The organism is Vibrio sp. A1-b2 (assembly GCF_021726015.1).
GTDB lineage: Bacteria > Pseudomonadota > Gammaproteobacteria > Enterobacterales > Vibrionaceae > Vibrio > Vibrio diazotrophicus.
Window position 1 is genome coordinate 1 of sequence record NZ_JAKKCI010000008.1, and the last position, 16,921, is coordinate 16,921.

The window sequence follows — 16,921 nt, forward strand, 5'->3', positions numbered from 1 at the left end:
TGGGCGGCGCTTATCTGTTGCTCACCATTGCGAAAAAAGCATGGGGCAAAATCGGCGGTTAAAGTCGCCTTTGCTTGCTGACTCAAGGGCTGTGTATTCAGCCCTTTTTTGATCGAACTTGAGGGTTAAAGGATGGCACGTTATGACGTTAGAAATGTATGTAATTACGGTGTTCTTATTGGGTTTATTTGTATTGCACTCCTAACCAGCGTGAATACTTATGCCAATCAACCGGCTAGATGGGTACTTGCCAGCATTAAGCCTCTCGATTGCAGCTTCAAACCTTATGAAGACAAGTCCGTGTGTGTACAGCGTACTGATGAAGAAGCCGCTAAACGAATGGCAAACAATCCCGATGAAAACTACATCCGTGTTGGTGAAATACGCAATATTGAGGAGCGCTACGGCGGCTCTCTGTTGCTGGCGTCAATAGATTATGAGCGTTGGGTATTGTCCAATGCGAATAATGCTGAAAATTGTGCTCAAGGTGAGTACCCGAAATATCCGGCGGTACGGTGTGAACCTCCACCGCCCACCTGTGACGATCCTAAGTTCCAAAAAGAGTTTGAGCAGGCACAATACGCTTGTCAGATTGGCAACCCTAACACGCAATTATGGACAACCGATTATCAATGGTCTTGCCAGGATGTGACCGGACAACATCCCAACATCGTTTCAAGCTGCAACTATGTGCCGAGTGACTGTATCGTTGGCTTAACGTGTGAGAAAGCACCCAAGGATGTTGCCTATTGTGACCCAAGCAAAGAGACCTGCGCCCTGCCGCCACAAACCGAAAAGACCGATGAACCTATCCCCGATTTGCCGCCCCTTGATGGTTCAAACAATGGTGCCGGTAATGGCTCAACTGGCACGGGCGCAAACATCCCCACGAATAACCCGAACTTCTGCGATTTGAATCCACAGCTGTGTGAAAAGCAACAACCGCCAGAAGCTATGCCTGAGCCAAATCCCACGCCGACTGAAAAGCCTGACGATTCGCAACTGTCAGCCGGTGACAATGCGATTGTGAAAGAAGTGTCGCTCTCGAATCAGCATCTGGAGAACGTCAACAGCAACTTGAAAAGCCTCGGCGGTCAACTGCTTGAACAGCTTTCACGAGGTAACGAGTTCTCTCAGCATCAACTCGGGTTAATGCGTGAAATGCTGGAGCATCTAATCCGAGGCGATAACAGTGCGCTGATTCCCAACGACACTGGCAAAGAAGAAAAGCCCAAAGAAGAAGAGCAAGAGAAAACCGACCCTCCGATGGCCAGCGCCGATTGTGATAAATCGATTTTCGAGTGTCGCGGTGATGTCATTCAATGCGCCCTGCTTAAAGTCCAGTACGACAGTACGTGCACGGTCGATGAATTCGCCCAACTGGAAGAAGCGTTTAAGGGTATCAAGTTACTCAACAATGAAGCGCTGCTGGTTCAGAAAGACAGCATCGATTACTCGCGCATGAATCAGAAGTACCTCAATGGCGGTGTGTCCTTTGGTAGCGGTGCTTGTCCTGCGCCTGAGCGCATTTCGTTTCGCGCCTTTGGTGACAGCAAAACCATTGAATTTAAGTTTGATCCAGCCTGTCGCTATGCGGAGTTATTACGCCCCCTATTGATTGCCTTTGCGTGGTTAACGGGTCTGTTCATCATCGGTCGCACACAAGGAGCCGTTTAATATGCAGTATTTCATTGGATTTTTAGCCACGGTGCTGGTTCCTCTCATTCCCAGCATTGCAAAAGGTCTGGCGACTTATGTCGCGCTCTCGGTTGGGTTCTCTTTGGTCGCTTACACCGGCGTATCGCTGGCAATGGATTCGATAGCCGATTACATACAGTCGAACATGAACGGCGTCACTCCGAAACTTGCCGCGCTCATGGCGATGGCTGGCGTGGATACCTATATCAACGTGGTGCTCACCTGTGTGGTGTTCTCGTTCACGTTAAACGGACTCATGTCGGCAACTGGCTATCGTCCTTCATGGCGTAAACCGGTCGACCCAGCGTAAGGAGTCAGAGTTATGTTGCACGGTTTCAGTGGCGGTATGGGAACAGGAAAAAGCCTTAACGCCATCAAGTTTATCATCGAGAACGACAACTTCGCCGACCGTCCTGTGTTCTATCATGGTATTCGGGTGATGCTGCTCGACTACAACGTGTGTAACAGCTTTCAGGGCTGGCTTTATGGCGTGTATTTCCCTGCCAACAGTCACAACAAAGAGTTAGAAGCGAAACTGTTACGCATTGAGACAGAGCAACGTCTGGCAACTCTCGAAGATTTGCCCTATCTGGGTTTTCACTACAAGAAGCATGAGCCGTTTAAGCAGTGGCTTCACTGGTTCAAGAAGCTGGCATCCCCTAAGCGCCTCGCCTCGTTTAAAGAAGCCTTAGCCGTGCTTGAACTTGATGAAGAGTCCATCACTTACCAAGACATTGAACACCTGAACCTGTCTTGGACATCGTTTGATGATCCAACGGAGATCCACATGCTTCCTGCCGGTTCGGTGATTCTGGTGGATGAAGTGCAGAACATTTGGGGCAACCGCACTGCTGGTAAAACCGTGTCGCCTGATGTGAAGTTCGTGACCACGCACCGGCACAAAGGCATTGATTTGGTCTACATCTCTCAAGACTTTAAAGACGTTGACCAAATCATTCGTCGGCGTATGCAGTATTACGTCCATTACGAGTTCATCGGCGGTGACTGGCTGCATCGATACTTTCACATTGAAGGCTTTGACCCTGCCAATAAAACCGAACTTGCCAAAGCCGAGAAAGAGAAAGTGAAACGCGATAACAAATACTATGGCGTTTATCTCAGCTCGATTAAGCACACACAAAAGGTCAGGCTCGACCCACAACTGAAAAAAGGCATCATCGGTTTAACCGTTGGCGTGTTGGGTATCAGTGCGGCGGCGTTCTACCTCTATTCGTGGTTTCAAAAACAGGTCACACCGGCTCCCGTTGAAGTGGTTCAGAGCGATGTTTCAACCGCTGAAAGTGCCCAAAATACGGAAGATTTAAAAATACTGGATATAAACACAGTGTATATAGAAAAATTCCTTCCGCGCTTAGATTCCCTGCCGTTCTCTGCGCCGGTGTATGACTCGCTCACGCTCGATGCGAATCAATATCCTGAACTGACCTGTGTAATTGTGAGAAAGCAATGCAGCTGCTTCACCCAGCAAGGTTCAGCCTATGCCATGCAAGAGAGCGCCTGTTTTAACATCGCTCGCTATGGCTACTTTGACCCGTTTGAGGCATCCAGCGAGAACCATCAACGCCGTAAAACAGCCCAAAATCGCACTAATAGTGACAATGTCACACTTAACAAAGGTGGACTATATTAATGAAACGCATCCTTGCCCTCGCCTTACTGTGCCTTGCTTCCCGAGCGTTTGCCTTTGAAGCTAACCTCGCCGGTAAGACGCTCAATGAGTTCTTTATTATCTCAAGCAAAGTGTTTGATAAGACCATCATTGTTGATCCATCCGTGAACGGTGACTTGAAGCTCTATCAAGCCTCGGGTGCGGCGAACTTTCGTGATGTGTGGTTCAGTGTCATGCGCGCTCATAACCTCACTTACATTGAATCGGGTTCAGTCATTCGCGTAGACAAGCGCAACAAACTCACCGGCGGCAATGAAATCGTCACTCGCACGTATAAGCTGCTCTACCTCACCGCCGATGATTTACTGGAGCCGCTGAGAAAGTCTTTGGTTGTCCAATCGTCCGTGCTCGATGTGCCTGACGTCACCAACGTAGACAGTATCATTGCTGGCTCTGCGCTGATGATTACCGCGCCCAAATCGATGCACAACGACATAGCCGAGTTTATCGATACGGTCGACAAACCACTGAAACAAGTGAAGATACGCGCTGTGATTGTTGAGACTGTAGATGGTGATTTACGAGATTTAACGGTCAACCTCGCGGCTGGTGCCGGTGCGATTAAGACGGCGTTTGATGGCTCCGCGATTGCGTTCTTAACCGGCTCTCCTAACTTCACCGCGACCAGTGATGATTTTAATGCCTTTGTGCGCTGGATTGAGTCCAACGACAAAACCGAGATATTGAGCCGCCCTGAAATCAGCATCCTGCACGGTCACAGTGGTTTGATTAGTGTTGGTCAGGAGCTGCCTATCATCACCGGCTCATACACCACAGAGACAGACGGAAGCAGTAAACCGTTTCAAACTATCGAGCGTAAAGACGTAGGCTTATCGCTTTGGGTACAACCTATGATTGGTTTGAATGGGGATATTAAACTCAGGGTAAAACAAGAGCTTAGTCGTGTTGATAAATCCGTGGAAGCCAGTGACATTGTCACGAGCAAGCGACAAATTGATACCGTTCTCACAGTAAAATCTGGTCAAACCATTGCACTAGGCGGAATGATGGCAAGAGATTCACAAACCGTGACCATGAAAGTACCGGTACTGGGTGATATTCCCTACCTTGGCGTGTTGTTTCGTTCTGAGTCTGAGAAAACCAGTAATCGAACTCTTGATGTTGTCTTATATGTTAATACGATATAGTCGTATCTCACGTCTTTAATTAGATTGCAGAGAGGCTCATTTGACACTATATAAGCTCTATAAGTTTAGGGAAGTTAATACCAATAGCTTGGCATCATTGGCTAATTATGAAGTCTGGTTTTCGTCTAAGGAAGACTTCAATGATCCTTTTGAAGGAACACTAGTTATAGATGAAACACTTACAAAATCTGACTATAAGTTATGGGACTCTCTGGTGTCTTGGAAACACAATTTGACACCAGATGACAAACAATTTGTTGAATTGTGCAGAGACTTGGATTTAAACCCGCGTAACTTTACCAAGGAAGAGCTTATCCTAAAAGGACTTAGATACGACCTTGGTGTTTTAACTCAAATTGTTCATAAATCGAAATTTTTGTGCTTATCACTTAAAGACGAAGAGCATGACCCTTTGTATAACAATTTAATGTGGTCACACTATGCTCAAGGACTTCGTGGATTCTGTTTGGTCTTTAACAACGAAAAACTACAGGATGACATTAATGTTGCCTCAAACAAGCGCATGAGAGGGATTAGGGTCGATTATAAAGACGAGCCAAATAAACTAAGTTTAGCTGACTATATGCGTTCAGATTCGTGGACGAATATAGATAAACTGAACTACATACAAAAAGTAACAGAAACAGTCGCGACGAAGTCAACTGCATGGAAATACGAAAATGAAATGCGCATTATTACATTGGAGTCAGATATTAGCTCTTACAAGTTTTCACCTGAGACTTTAGAAGGGATCGTATTAGGTGACAAGATGCTGAGCCAACATCAAGAGCTCATACTGGCGATCGTCAAATCAAAATACCCACACATAAAAGTTCAAAGAGCTAGATTAATCCCGAGCACATATAAAATTGAGATTGTACCGTTCGTTGATTCTACTACTATCTCACTGTAAAGCAGTTTTCCCCCGCAGGGATAAGGGAGCGTCTTACGCGACCGAGGCACCAAGCCCACACAAATGCTGAGTGTCTCGTGTCGTTAATTGGCGCGGAGCTTCCCAAACATTTTAAGGGCATCAAATCCCCCCCTTCCTGCCAAGCCTAACAACCTAATAACCTAAAGCGTCAAGAGTTGCTCATAGCTTTGCAGCATACTCATAGCGGCTTTCCGACTAGCATTAAAAGCGCAATTACGATTGAGTGTGTGCTCGGAACGAGCGCACGCACAAGCGTGATGCGCTTGAAGGAAAGGCAAAACCCCCGAATCTGTATTACGGGGGTAAATTCCACCGAACTATCGGCGTTCTCTGTTTTGGGGACGTTTAGCGTCTCTCTAAAACTAGTATCTTCGCCACAGCTCTAGCAAGCTTTATTAATCTTGACGTTGTTTTAACTGTATACTCACACTGGCCGTATACAAGAGCTTGGGCAAGTAACAGCTGTTGAGGGGTTAAAGTTTCACCTGTTGGTGTAACTATACGGTGATGGGCAATTTTGAAGTTTTTCCAATTCTTTTGATGACTAATTGCCCTACCAGTTTGTAATCGCATTAAGCGGCGGCAACATTCTGGTATTTCACGCCCTCTATCCCATGCTTTAATGGTATTTATACTTTTGCAGCAAACATCTGCTGTTTGTTCAATACTTAGTCCACATTCGAACTGCCGAAAGATTTGATTACTTGTGTAAACCTTGCTCTTCATATTTCTATATCAATTTAAAAACTCGGCGTTATACACATATAGAAATTTAATTACTCAATATTCAATTTATTATGAGACGCATATCACTTAATTGACGACTGGGATAAGAACCGTTAAAAGTGCTTACCCCAGAACTTTAACTACTCGCAAAAAGCAAATGTTATTATTTCCTTTAGAGTATCCTGAGATTTCTTTGTTAGCTCTTGATTTCCGTCCAAATAGTCTCTAACCCTTTTCCATGAATTTAGTGGTTTATCAGCCGCTTTAATAGATTGATTCTCATCTTGGTCCCATAGAACATGTTCAAAAGTATCATCAACTAAATATACTTTCCCTTCTCCAGAAACTTCCTCTATTTTTACGTTAGCTTTAAATGGGTGGATTGCTGGCTTTTCATTCAACTCGAAATCAGTGAGTCCCTTCCTATCTGTGTCATGAATTACTCTATAATTGATATCCATAGCCCTCAATATTTTAACTATTGCTGGAATTGTCCATTTGCCTCCTGCAGATACAACGGTTGTATCTTTGTGCATACTACTTTGTACACCTAGTTTAGTGGCCAGTTCTTCTACCATACTAAATACAGCAACTTCAGTATCACCTTCAACAATAACAACACGCTTAGCAAATAAACTTTCGCAAACAGTAGGATGGAAATCTAACGTTGCTCTTAATAATACCTTTTCATCATAGTCACCGTTTCGCTCAAAAATATCATCTGAAATCTGATGTACATACCGTCTATTGTCTACATTTCTTTTGATTAATTTTAATGACTTAGGGTTGTCAGCTAAACTTATTAAAAAAGGAGAATGTGTTGAGCATATTACTTGCCATTTTGGATTCTTAGAACGTTCTTGTAGAGTGGTTTTTAACCTTCGCATTAGATGTGGATGTATATATAACTCAGGTTCTTCATATAAAACGATAATAGTTCTTTGCTCTCCAGCAACTTCAGATTCAACTGATGCGTTACTTTCTAACATCGCGAAAGCTAAAGCTCGTTGAACACCACTTCCTTGATATTGAAGGCTAGTTTCAATTTCGTCATCAACTAAAAACGTTGCAGCCTTCATAAACAGTGGCTCTACATCGATATCGCCTACAGCAAGTCGTACTTTTGAATCAAAATCTAAAATTTGGTTCAATGTTGACGATACGGCATCCAATGCTTCGCCAAGCCCTTCTATTTCAGACCCATCTTCAGCTTTACCTTTAAGCTTTTTCTGTAGTAGATCTGCCCGCTCTATATAATCTTGATATGTTTGGTCACCTTTAACTTTAGGGAAAAGTTTATTAGTGAAAAGAAATGAAAATGGACTATTATTAGTAGCTTTTAACTCATCTTCTATTTTAAAACTAGCAGGAACATACATTATATGAGGTACAGCTTGTTGAAGAGAGTTGGCAAATTTTTTCACATGCCAATCTTCAGACTTAATTACATGCTCGCTATAATTATCTCTTGTATATTGCTCTAGCTCTATAAGACGGTCTTTAAATGCTGTGGCATTTGTAATCCCTAAGTCACTAAAAATTGATTTGCAGGTTGCATCTTTTTTGGCATTTGTGAAACTTTCATCAGACCAAGGGAATTTTTCTTCTGTGTTATATACAGAATACTCATAACTGTAGTCAGTTTGTTCAGTATTCCATTCAGCAACAACTCGAACAATTAACCTGTCACCATGAAGCAATTGAGAAATTGCTGGTTTGTTTCTTTCCCATTCTTCCAATTCACCTAGCTCACAAATTATTTCCATCTGGTCTGTAGAAGCTTTCTGTCCCGGCCAATCTTCAAGTTTAGGTTTTTTGTTGTCCAAGACTAAATGAATAGCATTTAATATTGTAGATTTTCCGATATTGTTAGGCCCAACGAGTGTAGTGAAGTTTTCAATATCAATTTCCGCAAATTTAATTCCCCTGAAATTATTTATTACTAATTTTTTTAGCTTCATAGAAAGTCCTTATCATAGTTCACTAGTGATTTTATTTAAAATAACTTCATGTTTCTTAGGTATAACGGCATAAGAACCCCATTCTTCAAGCATTAAATAAGGCTTACCGTGTTCGTCCCATAATACGCTTCCAAAAAACATTACATACGAACCTATACATGTAGCATCAAATTTTTTCCTTACATCTAACTCGTGGTTTGTATATAGATATAAAAATTTCTGATCTCTACATGAGATTTTGGTTCTATTTTTAAACGTTTGCACATGGAACCCTTGCATCTTTCCATAAAAAAGCTGCGGCTCCTTTCCAATATCTCTTCTCAGTAACTTGGTGTTGTATAGCAAGTCCTTTAGCGGAAGTATTACGCCCTTTTTCGGCAAAGAGAACCCGACGTTAATTAACTGATCCAGATGCCAACATATGTATTGTACAGTCTCAATGTTGGAGGCAATTTTGACCTTTTCTCCAAAATGTCTAGGAAGAGTAACTTCTGTTTTTTGACCAAGAGGATCATGATTAATGCCTTGGTATACGACCTTAGTTTCACTGGTCATTAATTTTTCTGGAGGTAGCTTAGCCCACTCTCTTACATTTTTTATCTGATTGTTTTCTTCTGTCTCAGATGTTGTTTCCTCATTAACATAGTTTAATCCTGGCTGGTAGACGGTGTGGTAAGGGCAAGGTACTTCAGCATAACTGGGTAGGTGTCTAAAGTGCGCCGACTTTGTATTAGCAGATAAATTTTTGTTAGCTGGATTACGAGATAAAGGAGTAAAGCATTTAGGACAAAATATAGAACCATACATATGCGGCTGGTAGTCTTCAGGCGTTACGTCAACACTGCCAATTTTCAAAAGTCTTACATCTATACCATATCTCCACTTAGGGTTATATATAGCATAAGTTATACTGTGACCACTCAAGTCGCCCCCTTAACCACCTGACAATTGATAAATATATTTGTCGTAAGTAAATCCTACTAACGCTTAAGTTTATACATTTAGAGGAAAGTGTGCGGTTTATTCCAAATATTCATTTGATATATTTGTTTTAATTCACAGTAACTATGTGCATATGACTAGCGTTTATCAAAATGAAGTGAGCAAGACCTCATAAGTTATATCAACATGAACTTAGAATTGGAGTTTTCAGATAAGTCGTTCTATCTGATTTGTCGAGAATTTTGCAACATTTTTGATAAAGCTCTAGCATAACGAAGCACTTTAGATGTCGTTTTCAACTCCAACTCAGACTGAATAGATAGCAATGCTATTCCAATAACAATTTGTTGAGGGGATACTAGTTGGCCGGTGGGAATTTCGAGTCTATCGTGGATCACTTTGAACTGCTGCCAACACTCAAGATGGCTCAATTGACGACATGTAGCTAAACGCATGAGCCTTTTGCATTCTGGCGGGATCATATGCCCTCTATCCCAATCAGTGACAGTCCTCGCACTTTTAAAACACAATTCAGCGGTTTCTTCGACGCTTAACCCACATTCAAATTCTCGAAAAAGTCTATTTTTATGCATTTCTAGACACTCCCACTGAGAAAGCGTATAAAAACATCATTCTATAAGTTTTTGTTAAATAAGGATAATTTACCGTAACTGGACATAATGCGCACTCATTGATGGGTTGTTTTAGAGCGTTCTATGCCAATGTTTTCTTTAAACCAATGTCGATTGGCTTATCTTCTAATGGCTCGATTATCATACCAAAGCGTTTTAGCTCTAAGCCACCAAAGTTGTTTACCACATAACTTGAACTGTGCGGCGTGTATGTTCCTGCTGAGTATGGCTCTTGGTCTTTCTCAAGCGTCGGCTTCATTTCTATTGGGAACTTACCGCCTAGATGTGCGTACGCGATTTATTGGTAGATCGTGCGACCAGGTTTGTCATCTTTACTTGGGATGCTACGAGTTTCTACTCGAACGTTCTGGGAAAATATCTTCAAAAGAGTTGTCTATATGAGTACGACTCCATCTTCCACACATCTTGTATATCTATAGTTGTATCTTGCATATCGGTATCTTTAATTTTAGCGAAGAACTTAGTGGTTAGGTCTGCTGCTTGAACATTCTATTTTTATATCAATTAGCTTCATCGAGAAGCCAAATTCAACGACTTTATTAAGCAAAAGACGGCCTATGTTATTCAGGCTAAGTAATGTTAGTTCTGAATCAACGCATTTTAACGTTCTGTACAAGCAGTAAGTGACAATGTCACTAGCTAAATGTATCAACCTTTCCCCAGTGAATTACACCAAACACTTGATTTAACCTCAAGCGAGATAGCCTTTTATCTGCTCACTAAGTGCACCAACTCATAATCCTTCATAAATTAAATCCATATCGAATTTGCAACTGTATATAAGGCTCTAGAGATAAGTAAGCAATCACACCGTAACCAAGCAGAATAATACACTGGCCCGTTACCTCGCTTGTAAGCGGCTTGTAATTTTATTACAAAACGAGAAAAGGCACTAAACTTTCCAGAGAAAAACTCTGCCGTATCTTATTGAAAGTGAACGCTTTATAGTTTTATCTAACGGTTTTATTGTGTTTTGGTATGGGGGTTTTGTGATTTACACAATTACAGCGGTGGTTTTAATGGCTAGCAGAGAGTGCAGCAATACCTAAGGGGTAATTGCTACAAGTGTTTAGATGAGTGTGAGAAGTGAAATTGGAGGTAATAAAAAAGGCACTTACGTGCCCTATCAGTCTCAGTTTTGTTGCTCTTGTTGCTTAGCTTTTCGAATCTCATCAGCAACTATTTTTATTGCCTGTGCAGTGCTTATGCCTTCAGACATTAAACTTTGTATCTTTTCGACTGCTTCTTGCTGTTCTGCATGTGTTAAAGGTGGGAAATCATCAAACATAAAAAAGGCTCCTAATATAGGAGCCCTACTATAGTGAGTTGATTAGTAACTCGCAAGGAAGTTAATGTATGCCCCCATAGCATTTTCATTGGTGTAGCTTGCTGCCAAATCTAGCTGGAACAAGTTCAATGGTGAAATACCAACACCCGCAGTTATCGTTCCTTCGCTATCATCATAAGCGAGATTCTTGTAATATCCAGCTCTAAGCTTTAGTTGTCGTAGGATATCTATTTCACCACCAACTCGAATCATCTGCGTGTTGTCATTAAAATCAACGTAGCGTTCTTTTTCATTGAGATCGTAATCCACACTTAGCGTAAAGTAATCAGCAACGATACCTGCACCCACTGTATATTGAGGTCGCATTTCGTATTGGTAGCTAAGTGAAGGATTACCTGACACTGCAGATGGTATTGTCAGTGTTTGTACATCACGACTAACCATGTCACTTGCAGCTAAGCCCACTCGAAATGGCCCATAGAACCAAAGTGCACCAGCATCGAGGTTAAACATAGTTTCACCATTGCCGTTGTCTGCAACATCAGCCAAATCGTAGTTTGACATGCTTGCTTCATAAACATAGGTATAGATACGTTGTAACTTTGGAGTTACGCCAAACGCTATATGTTGGCCAAGAAAGGTTTGGTATTTGGCTAATGATATCCCTACTTCAGTAACGGCGACTGATACAGCATTTACAGTGCTTCGCTGTGCTCGGTCAACTGTGCACTGTTGAGTAGTAAGTGACGGATCACAAGAACTCGCGCTCGCTATTTTCGGATTTGAGAAGGTTTCTGAATAAGCTTTGCCGTAAACGTTGGCAGCTATGAATTGGTTTGGAATAGCGAATGCAACAACACCACCCAACTCAGCGTTAAGAATGCTGCCGTTGATATGATCTAAAGTTGTTCCTAGCTGATCTACATTGCTGTAATCACCATTATTTGCTTTATCGAGAATATCTGAAATGGTATCCAAATCATCAATCATTCCATCTTGGTCATCATAAGAAAAACCAATACTTGGAAGGATCATACCTACATCGTCATTGCGGCGATATATTGCAACTAAAGCGGGATTATAAAACGGGCCGGTAAGAAAGCTTCCAGATACGACACCAACTCCACCCATTGCGTCACCGCGAGCTTCAATTGCATAGTTAGCCGCAAACGCCGTAGGAGCGCTTAGCATAATAGAAAGTGTGAGAAATTTAATTTTATTATTCATGACGATATAAGCGTTAGTTCCTTTTCGTTTATAACGGCATATTGTGAACTAACTTTAGTTATTCCTCTACGGAAATATCATATGTCTTACTGATAACCTGAGATTGCTCAATAGAAATCGGTCCTTGCCAACGAAGATGCGTCATCGATACCGCTAAAATGTATCTATCAGGCGAAAGATCTGTTGCTTCCAGATTTGTTGGATAATCGGACTCGTATTCTTTTGACCACACTTCTTTATATTTTCCATCAATGTAGTCATAGACATTAATATCTAGCTTGGGTAAAGGGCAAAAACGATTAAGTAATGCATTCTTATCTACTGTCCATTGATCTTTTGAAGCCCAGCGAACCGTCTGTTTTGCTCTACTTTCGGTAAAAATAACCCAAGTGCTCCATGACTCGTTGTCTGACGTAGAAATATCTAAACGATATAAACCCATATCTGGTTTATTGTTTAAGTTATAACGTTTAATAAATGACGTAGAACCTTGAGTGACGTTGTCACGGTTAATTTTGGTAAACGTTGTATCACCAGATAAAGGTTTATCCACCCATTGTGTGAGTTCAATGGAATTGAGTTCTTTTTGACTCTTTGCATCAACCAGTACCTGATAGGCATCTCTGCCAGGGCTTCTTATATCGAGCCGACGAATATTGATTGATGAGATCCAGCTAGGTAAAGGGTTTGCATCTAATCCTTTGCCGCAATCCACGGTTAAGGCTTGGAGCAGCAAATCATTAAGGTGATTTTTGATATTTTTGTTATGTTCCAGTTGCCACACTTCTACAAGTGAAACGAACATATTTTCGAGATCATTATTTAGAAGACGCTGATGAGCTTGCGTCAGTGGTGAATTGCTTTCAAACCACTCTACACTATTTGCAGTTAATGGCACGCAACATAGCGTGCCAACGATGAATGCTATTTTTCGCATTGATTACGCTTTCATCTTATATCCTACGCCTCGTAATGTTTCGATCTCAAGACCTGGCAATTTCTGGCGTAGTTGAAGAACGTGCGTATCAACCGTTCGTGTTGTTGGGAAATGGTTGTAACCCCAAACATGATCCAACAGTTCATCACGCGTAAATACTCGACCCAAGTTGCTCGCTAAGAAAAGCAGCAAATCAAATTCAGTACGTGTAAGTGTCACCGATTCGCCTTTGTAAAATACATCACGAGTCGCTTTGTCTATTGTTAATTCTGGCAACACAACTTTAGTGTCGTCTTGACCATCTGATTCCGGAGAACGTAACTGAGCGCGAACGCGTGCGAACAATTCTGCTTCAGCAAAAGGTTTTGTCAGATAATCGTTAGCGCCTGCATCTAGGCCTGCTACTTTATCTTTTACTGTTACTAACGCGGTTAATAAGATGACAGGTACATCTTTTAACTTTTTCCAATCCGGTAAATGTTGAACAGAATCACCATCTGGAAGCTGGCGATCTAGAATCACTAAATCAGCCTTTTCCCAATGCTGCTTAACATCTGCGATTGTTTCTGCATGTAAACAGTCATATCCTGCTTGCTCTAAGCTTACTAAAAGACCATCAGCTAGGTTTTTGTCATCTTCAACAAGAAGCAACGTCTGTTTCACAGGGTATCTCCAATATAAAAGTAGTTGGTGGGCCAATTAGGGTCATTCTACCGCCCATTCTATCGACCATCGATTCTACTATAGTTAAGCCAAGTCCTAAGCCACTCTTACTTACAAATGGCTTACGTAGGTGACGCCAATCCTTGTTTGTTAGTGTCCCTTGATCAGTAACTTTAATCGTCACTGAATCAGATTTTGTGATTACTTCTAACGTCACTGGTGCAACACCGTACTTCACGGCATTACGTATTAAATTGTCTATGCATGTGCCTAGCCAATATACATTTAATTTCGCAGCAATATCATCATTAATGACGAGTTCAATAGCATTATTAAACTCTTCTTCCACTTTATACTGCAGCCATTCTTGCACAGATGGAACCCAATCAGTTGCAAGTGGTTTATTGTCTGATTGCAAATAGTCTTTGCTTGCTTCAGCCAACTGTCTTAAACGTCTAGAGTCTTCGCACAACCGGCGAAACTCATCGTATAAGGAATCTGGTAAGCGTTCAAACTCTCGCCTAAAGCCTTCAACAGTAAGAGATAGACTCGCGATGGGTGTTCTTAGTTCATGTGTCAGTATTTGCAGTACCAGCATGCGACTTTTCATCTCTTGTCGCTTACTGTTCCAACGATAAATAGACCAGCCGATCACCAACAAAATGTTGGCGATAACAAGTCCGATCATACTTATACGCAAAAGATCGGAATGATCTTCAACATTCCAGCAAATATTTCCTCGTTGAACAAAACAAGTATTGTCTATTGAAGCAATACTGTATGTTAATCCCGCCTGAGTTGAGTTCGCATCCCACGTATCTTTATCGAAAATGTAATACTCGTCTCCTTTTCTAAGCCAAAGCTCCTCTCCTTCTGCGAACATCATCGCTCCAGAGATCAATGCTGTTATAGACTCTTCATCCATCGCTTGTAAGCGCCCTAATAAAGTATTAGGTTCCGCTTTTGCGCGTTCCTGAATATGCATATATTGCTCTAGTTCATTAAGCTTTTCAGGATACTTTTTTACATAACGTTCAGCATATGTGCCTCCACCTGGGTGAATCAGGCCACTTCGAGCAAACCAACGTGAAGACAACTGGGTGCCTTTACATGTTGCTCTGGTAAAAACGAGTGGTTCTGTTACCAACGGATTAAGCGGAAGGTTTCCAGCACAATTCAATGCAAGCTTGTACAACATTTGAATATCTTTTATTGGATATTGAGCTGTTTGCGGGAGCATGCTTTCAGGGGTAAGTAAACGAGTTGGGTAGTCGGTTTGTATTCCTCTGATATCATAAAAGTCGACGGCGGAATCATAATCAAATAGCGACACGAACAGATCAATACGCTCTGGGAGCGAATCTGCAAATGTAGTAGCCGAAAAAGTCGTCACAATTAGGGCAAATGTTAATTTAATCGCTTTTATCAATTTGATTGTTCGTTAAATCATAAGTTTAAAAAACTATAACGTATTATGCTCAAAATGAACATCTAGCATGTTATATCGATGTCAATAATACTTATTTACGGTTTTATTGATTGCAATGTGTGAATTGTCGGATTTTGCTGAACCTGTACGTTTGTACCAAGTTTGTTTGAGAATACTGCCTACTCCAAGCAAAAAAAAAGAGCAACATAAGTTGCTCTTTGTCGTTTCAATAAGGGTTAGCCTATTAGATGTGGCTCAAAATATCATTACAGCTCTGTTTCGCATCGCCGAACAACATTTGCGTATTCTCTTTAAAGAACAATGGGTTCTGAACACCTGCATAGCCGGTATTCATTGAACGTTTAAACACGATAACGTTTTGAGCCTTCCAAACTTCAAGCACAGGCATTCCTGCGATTGGGCTGTTCGGATCTTCAAGAGCAGCTGGGTTAACAGTATCGTTTGCACCGATAACTAACACTGTATCCGTGTCAGAGAAGTCATCGTTGATCTCATCCATTTCAAGAACGATATCGTAAGGTACTTTAGCTTCAGCCAATAGCACGTTCATGTGACCCGGAAGACGACCAGCGACAGGGTGAATACCAAAACGTACAGTTACACCTAATGCTCTTAGTTTCTCAGTAATCTCATAAACAGGGTATTGAGCTTGCGCTACCGCCATACCGTATCCAGGAGTGATGATGACAGACTTAGAGTTTTTAAGCATATCTGCTACATCTTCCGCATTTGTTTCGCGGTACTCACCCTGCTCTTCATCTTCGCTGATTACTACTTCTTGACCAAAGCCACCGGCAATAACACTGATGAAAGAGCGGTTCATCGCTTTACACATAATGTATGAAAGGATTGCACCCGAAGAACCTACTAGTGCACCCGTAACAATCAATAGATCGTTTGCTAACATGAAACCAGCCGCTGCTGCTGCCCAGCCAGAATAAGAGTTCAGCATTGAAACGACTACTGGCATATCGGCACCACCGATAGATGCAACTAAGTGATAACCAAAAGCGAAAGCGATCAGTGTCATCACGATCATTGCAAACATGCTGCCATCAACATTAATGAAATGAATCATTAGCAGTGTTGAGATAACTATTGCCGCTAAGTTTAGCTTGTGTTTGTGTGGCAAGTTTAATGGAGAAGACTTAATGATCCCACGAAGCTTACCAAACGCGACAATAGAGCCCGTAAATGTTACCGCACCGATGAACACACCAATGAACACTTCAACCATATGGATAACGTGTTCAGCATGAGTCGCCACTTCTGGAGCATCTAAAAAGCTGTTGTAGCCAACCAACACGGCCGCCATACCTACGAAGCTATGAAGAATGGCCACTAGCTCTGGCATTTCTGTCATTTCAACTTTCTTAGCGAAATGGATACCAATACCGCCACCAATCACCATTGCGATGATGACCCAAGTAAATCCTTCAGCATTAGGGCTAAAAATAGTCGCAATCAGTGCGATTGCCATGCCCGTAATGCCGTAGTAATTACCTGCTCTAGCGGATTGTTGTTTCGACAATCCGGCCAAGCTCATAATAAAGAATAAAGCAGCTACAATATAAGCTGCTTGTACCAATCCTGCAGACATTGCT

The 16,921-nt window shown here is 41.8% G+C and carries 15 protein-coding genes and 1 pseudogene; 5 read left to right on the forward strand and 11 right to left on the reverse strand.

Features of this window, described 5'->3' with window-relative positions; translation table 11 throughout:
• The first annotated feature begins 132 nt into the window (after positions 1-132).
• From L3V23_RS15970 to L3V23_RS15990, 5 genes are read left to right on the forward strand one after another with little or no spacing between them, the layout of a single operon-like run.
• Entirely contained in the window at positions 133-1,677 is a 1,545-nt protein-coding gene (locus tag L3V23_RS15970) for a virulence factor TspB C-terminal domain-related protein (protein ID WP_237292504.1), read from the forward strand.
• 1 nt (position 1,678) lies between these two features.
• Entirely contained in the window at positions 1,679-2,008 is a 330-nt protein-coding gene (locus L3V23_RS15975; RefSeq protein ID WP_237292506.1) for a DUF2523 domain-containing protein, read from the forward strand.
• 12 nt (positions 2,009-2,020) lie between these two features.
• Positions 2,021-3,349, forward strand: a complete 1,329-nt coding sequence (locus L3V23_RS15980; RefSeq protein ID WP_237292508.1) for a zonular occludens toxin domain-containing protein — start codon at positions 2,021-2,023, stop codon at positions 3,347-3,349.
• Positions 3,349-4,536, forward strand: a complete 1,188-nt coding sequence (locus tag L3V23_RS15985) for a hypothetical protein (RefSeq protein WP_237292510.1) — start codon at positions 3,349-3,351, stop codon at positions 4,534-4,536. Before L3V23_RS15980 ends, L3V23_RS15985 begins: the two co-directional genes overlap by 1 nt.
• A 40-nt stretch (positions 4,537-4,576) precedes the next feature.
• Positions 4,577-5,449: a DUF2971 domain-containing protein gene (locus L3V23_RS15990; RefSeq protein WP_237292513.1), complete on the forward strand. Its 873-nt coding sequence runs from the start codon at positions 4,577-4,579 to the stop codon at positions 5,447-5,449.
• Positions 5,450-5,815: 366 nt separating this feature from the next.
• On the opposite strand, the gene L3V23_RS21430 is transcribed toward L3V23_RS15990, so the two are convergent.
• The 11 genes and pseudogenes from L3V23_RS21430 to pntB form a co-directional block, all read right to left on the reverse strand.
• Positions 5,816-6,196: a DUF3653 domain-containing protein gene (locus L3V23_RS21430; RefSeq protein ID WP_346656171.1), complete on the reverse strand. Its 381-nt coding sequence runs from the start codon at positions 6,194-6,196 to the stop codon at positions 5,816-5,818.
• A 140-nt stretch (positions 6,197-6,336) separates the two neighbouring features.
• Positions 6,337-8,157: an AAA family ATPase gene (locus L3V23_RS15995; protein ID WP_237292515.1), complete on the reverse strand. Its 1,821-nt coding sequence runs from the start codon at positions 8,155-8,157 to the stop codon at positions 6,337-6,339.
• A 12-nt stretch (positions 8,158-8,169) separates the two neighbouring features.
• Positions 8,170-9,081 carry a hypothetical protein gene (locus L3V23_RS16000; RefSeq protein WP_237292517.1) on the reverse strand — a complete coding sequence of 304 codons (912 nt, stop codon included), beginning with the start codon at positions 9,079-9,081 and terminating at the stop codon, positions 8,170-8,172.
• Between the two features lie 239 nt (positions 9,082-9,320).
• On the reverse strand, positions 9,321-9,692 hold the full coding sequence (locus L3V23_RS16005; protein ID WP_237292519.1) for a regulator: 372 nt from the start codon (positions 9,690-9,692) through the stop codon (positions 9,321-9,323).
• A gap of 121 nt (positions 9,693-9,813) precedes the next feature.
• Positions 9,814-10,116 (reverse strand): annotated as a pseudogene (locus L3V23_RS16010) (single-stranded DNA-binding protein).
• 768 nt (positions 10,117-10,884) lie between these two features.
• Entirely contained in the window at positions 10,885-11,040 is a 156-nt protein-coding gene (locus L3V23_RS16015; RefSeq protein WP_237292521.1) for a YoaH family protein, read from the reverse strand.
• 42 nt (positions 11,041-11,082) lie between these two features.
• Positions 11,083-12,267 (reverse strand): conjugal transfer protein TraF, encoded by a 1,185-nt coding sequence (locus L3V23_RS16020; protein ID WP_102963617.1) that lies wholly within the window; start codon positions 12,265-12,267, stop codon positions 11,083-11,085.
• Between the two features lie 58 nt (positions 12,268-12,325).
• Entirely contained in the window at positions 12,326-13,204 is an 879-nt protein-coding gene (locus L3V23_RS16025; RefSeq protein WP_042487025.1) for a DUF2861 family protein, read from the reverse strand.
• A gap of 3 nt (positions 13,205-13,207) precedes the next feature.
• Positions 13,208-13,867, reverse strand: coding sequence for a response regulator transcription factor VxrB (vxrB, locus tag L3V23_RS16030; RefSeq protein ID WP_042487021.1), 660 nt, complete (start codon positions 13,865-13,867; stop codon positions 13,208-13,210).
• The gene (vxrA, locus tag L3V23_RS16035; RefSeq protein ID WP_237292592.1) at positions 13,842-15,293 is read right to left on the reverse strand and encodes a sensor histidine kinase VxrA; all 1,452 of its coding nucleotides are present in this window, start codon (positions 15,291-15,293) and stop codon (positions 13,842-13,844) included. The genes vxrB and vxrA overlap by 26 nt, the downstream gene beginning before the upstream one ends.
• 247 nt (positions 15,294-15,540) lie before the next feature.
• Positions 15,541-16,917, reverse strand: coding sequence for a Re/Si-specific NAD(P)(+) transhydrogenase subunit beta (gene pntB / locus L3V23_RS16040; protein ID WP_237292523.1), 1,377 nt, complete (start codon positions 16,915-16,917; stop codon positions 15,541-15,543).
• Positions 16,918-16,921: the final 4 nt, after the last annotated feature.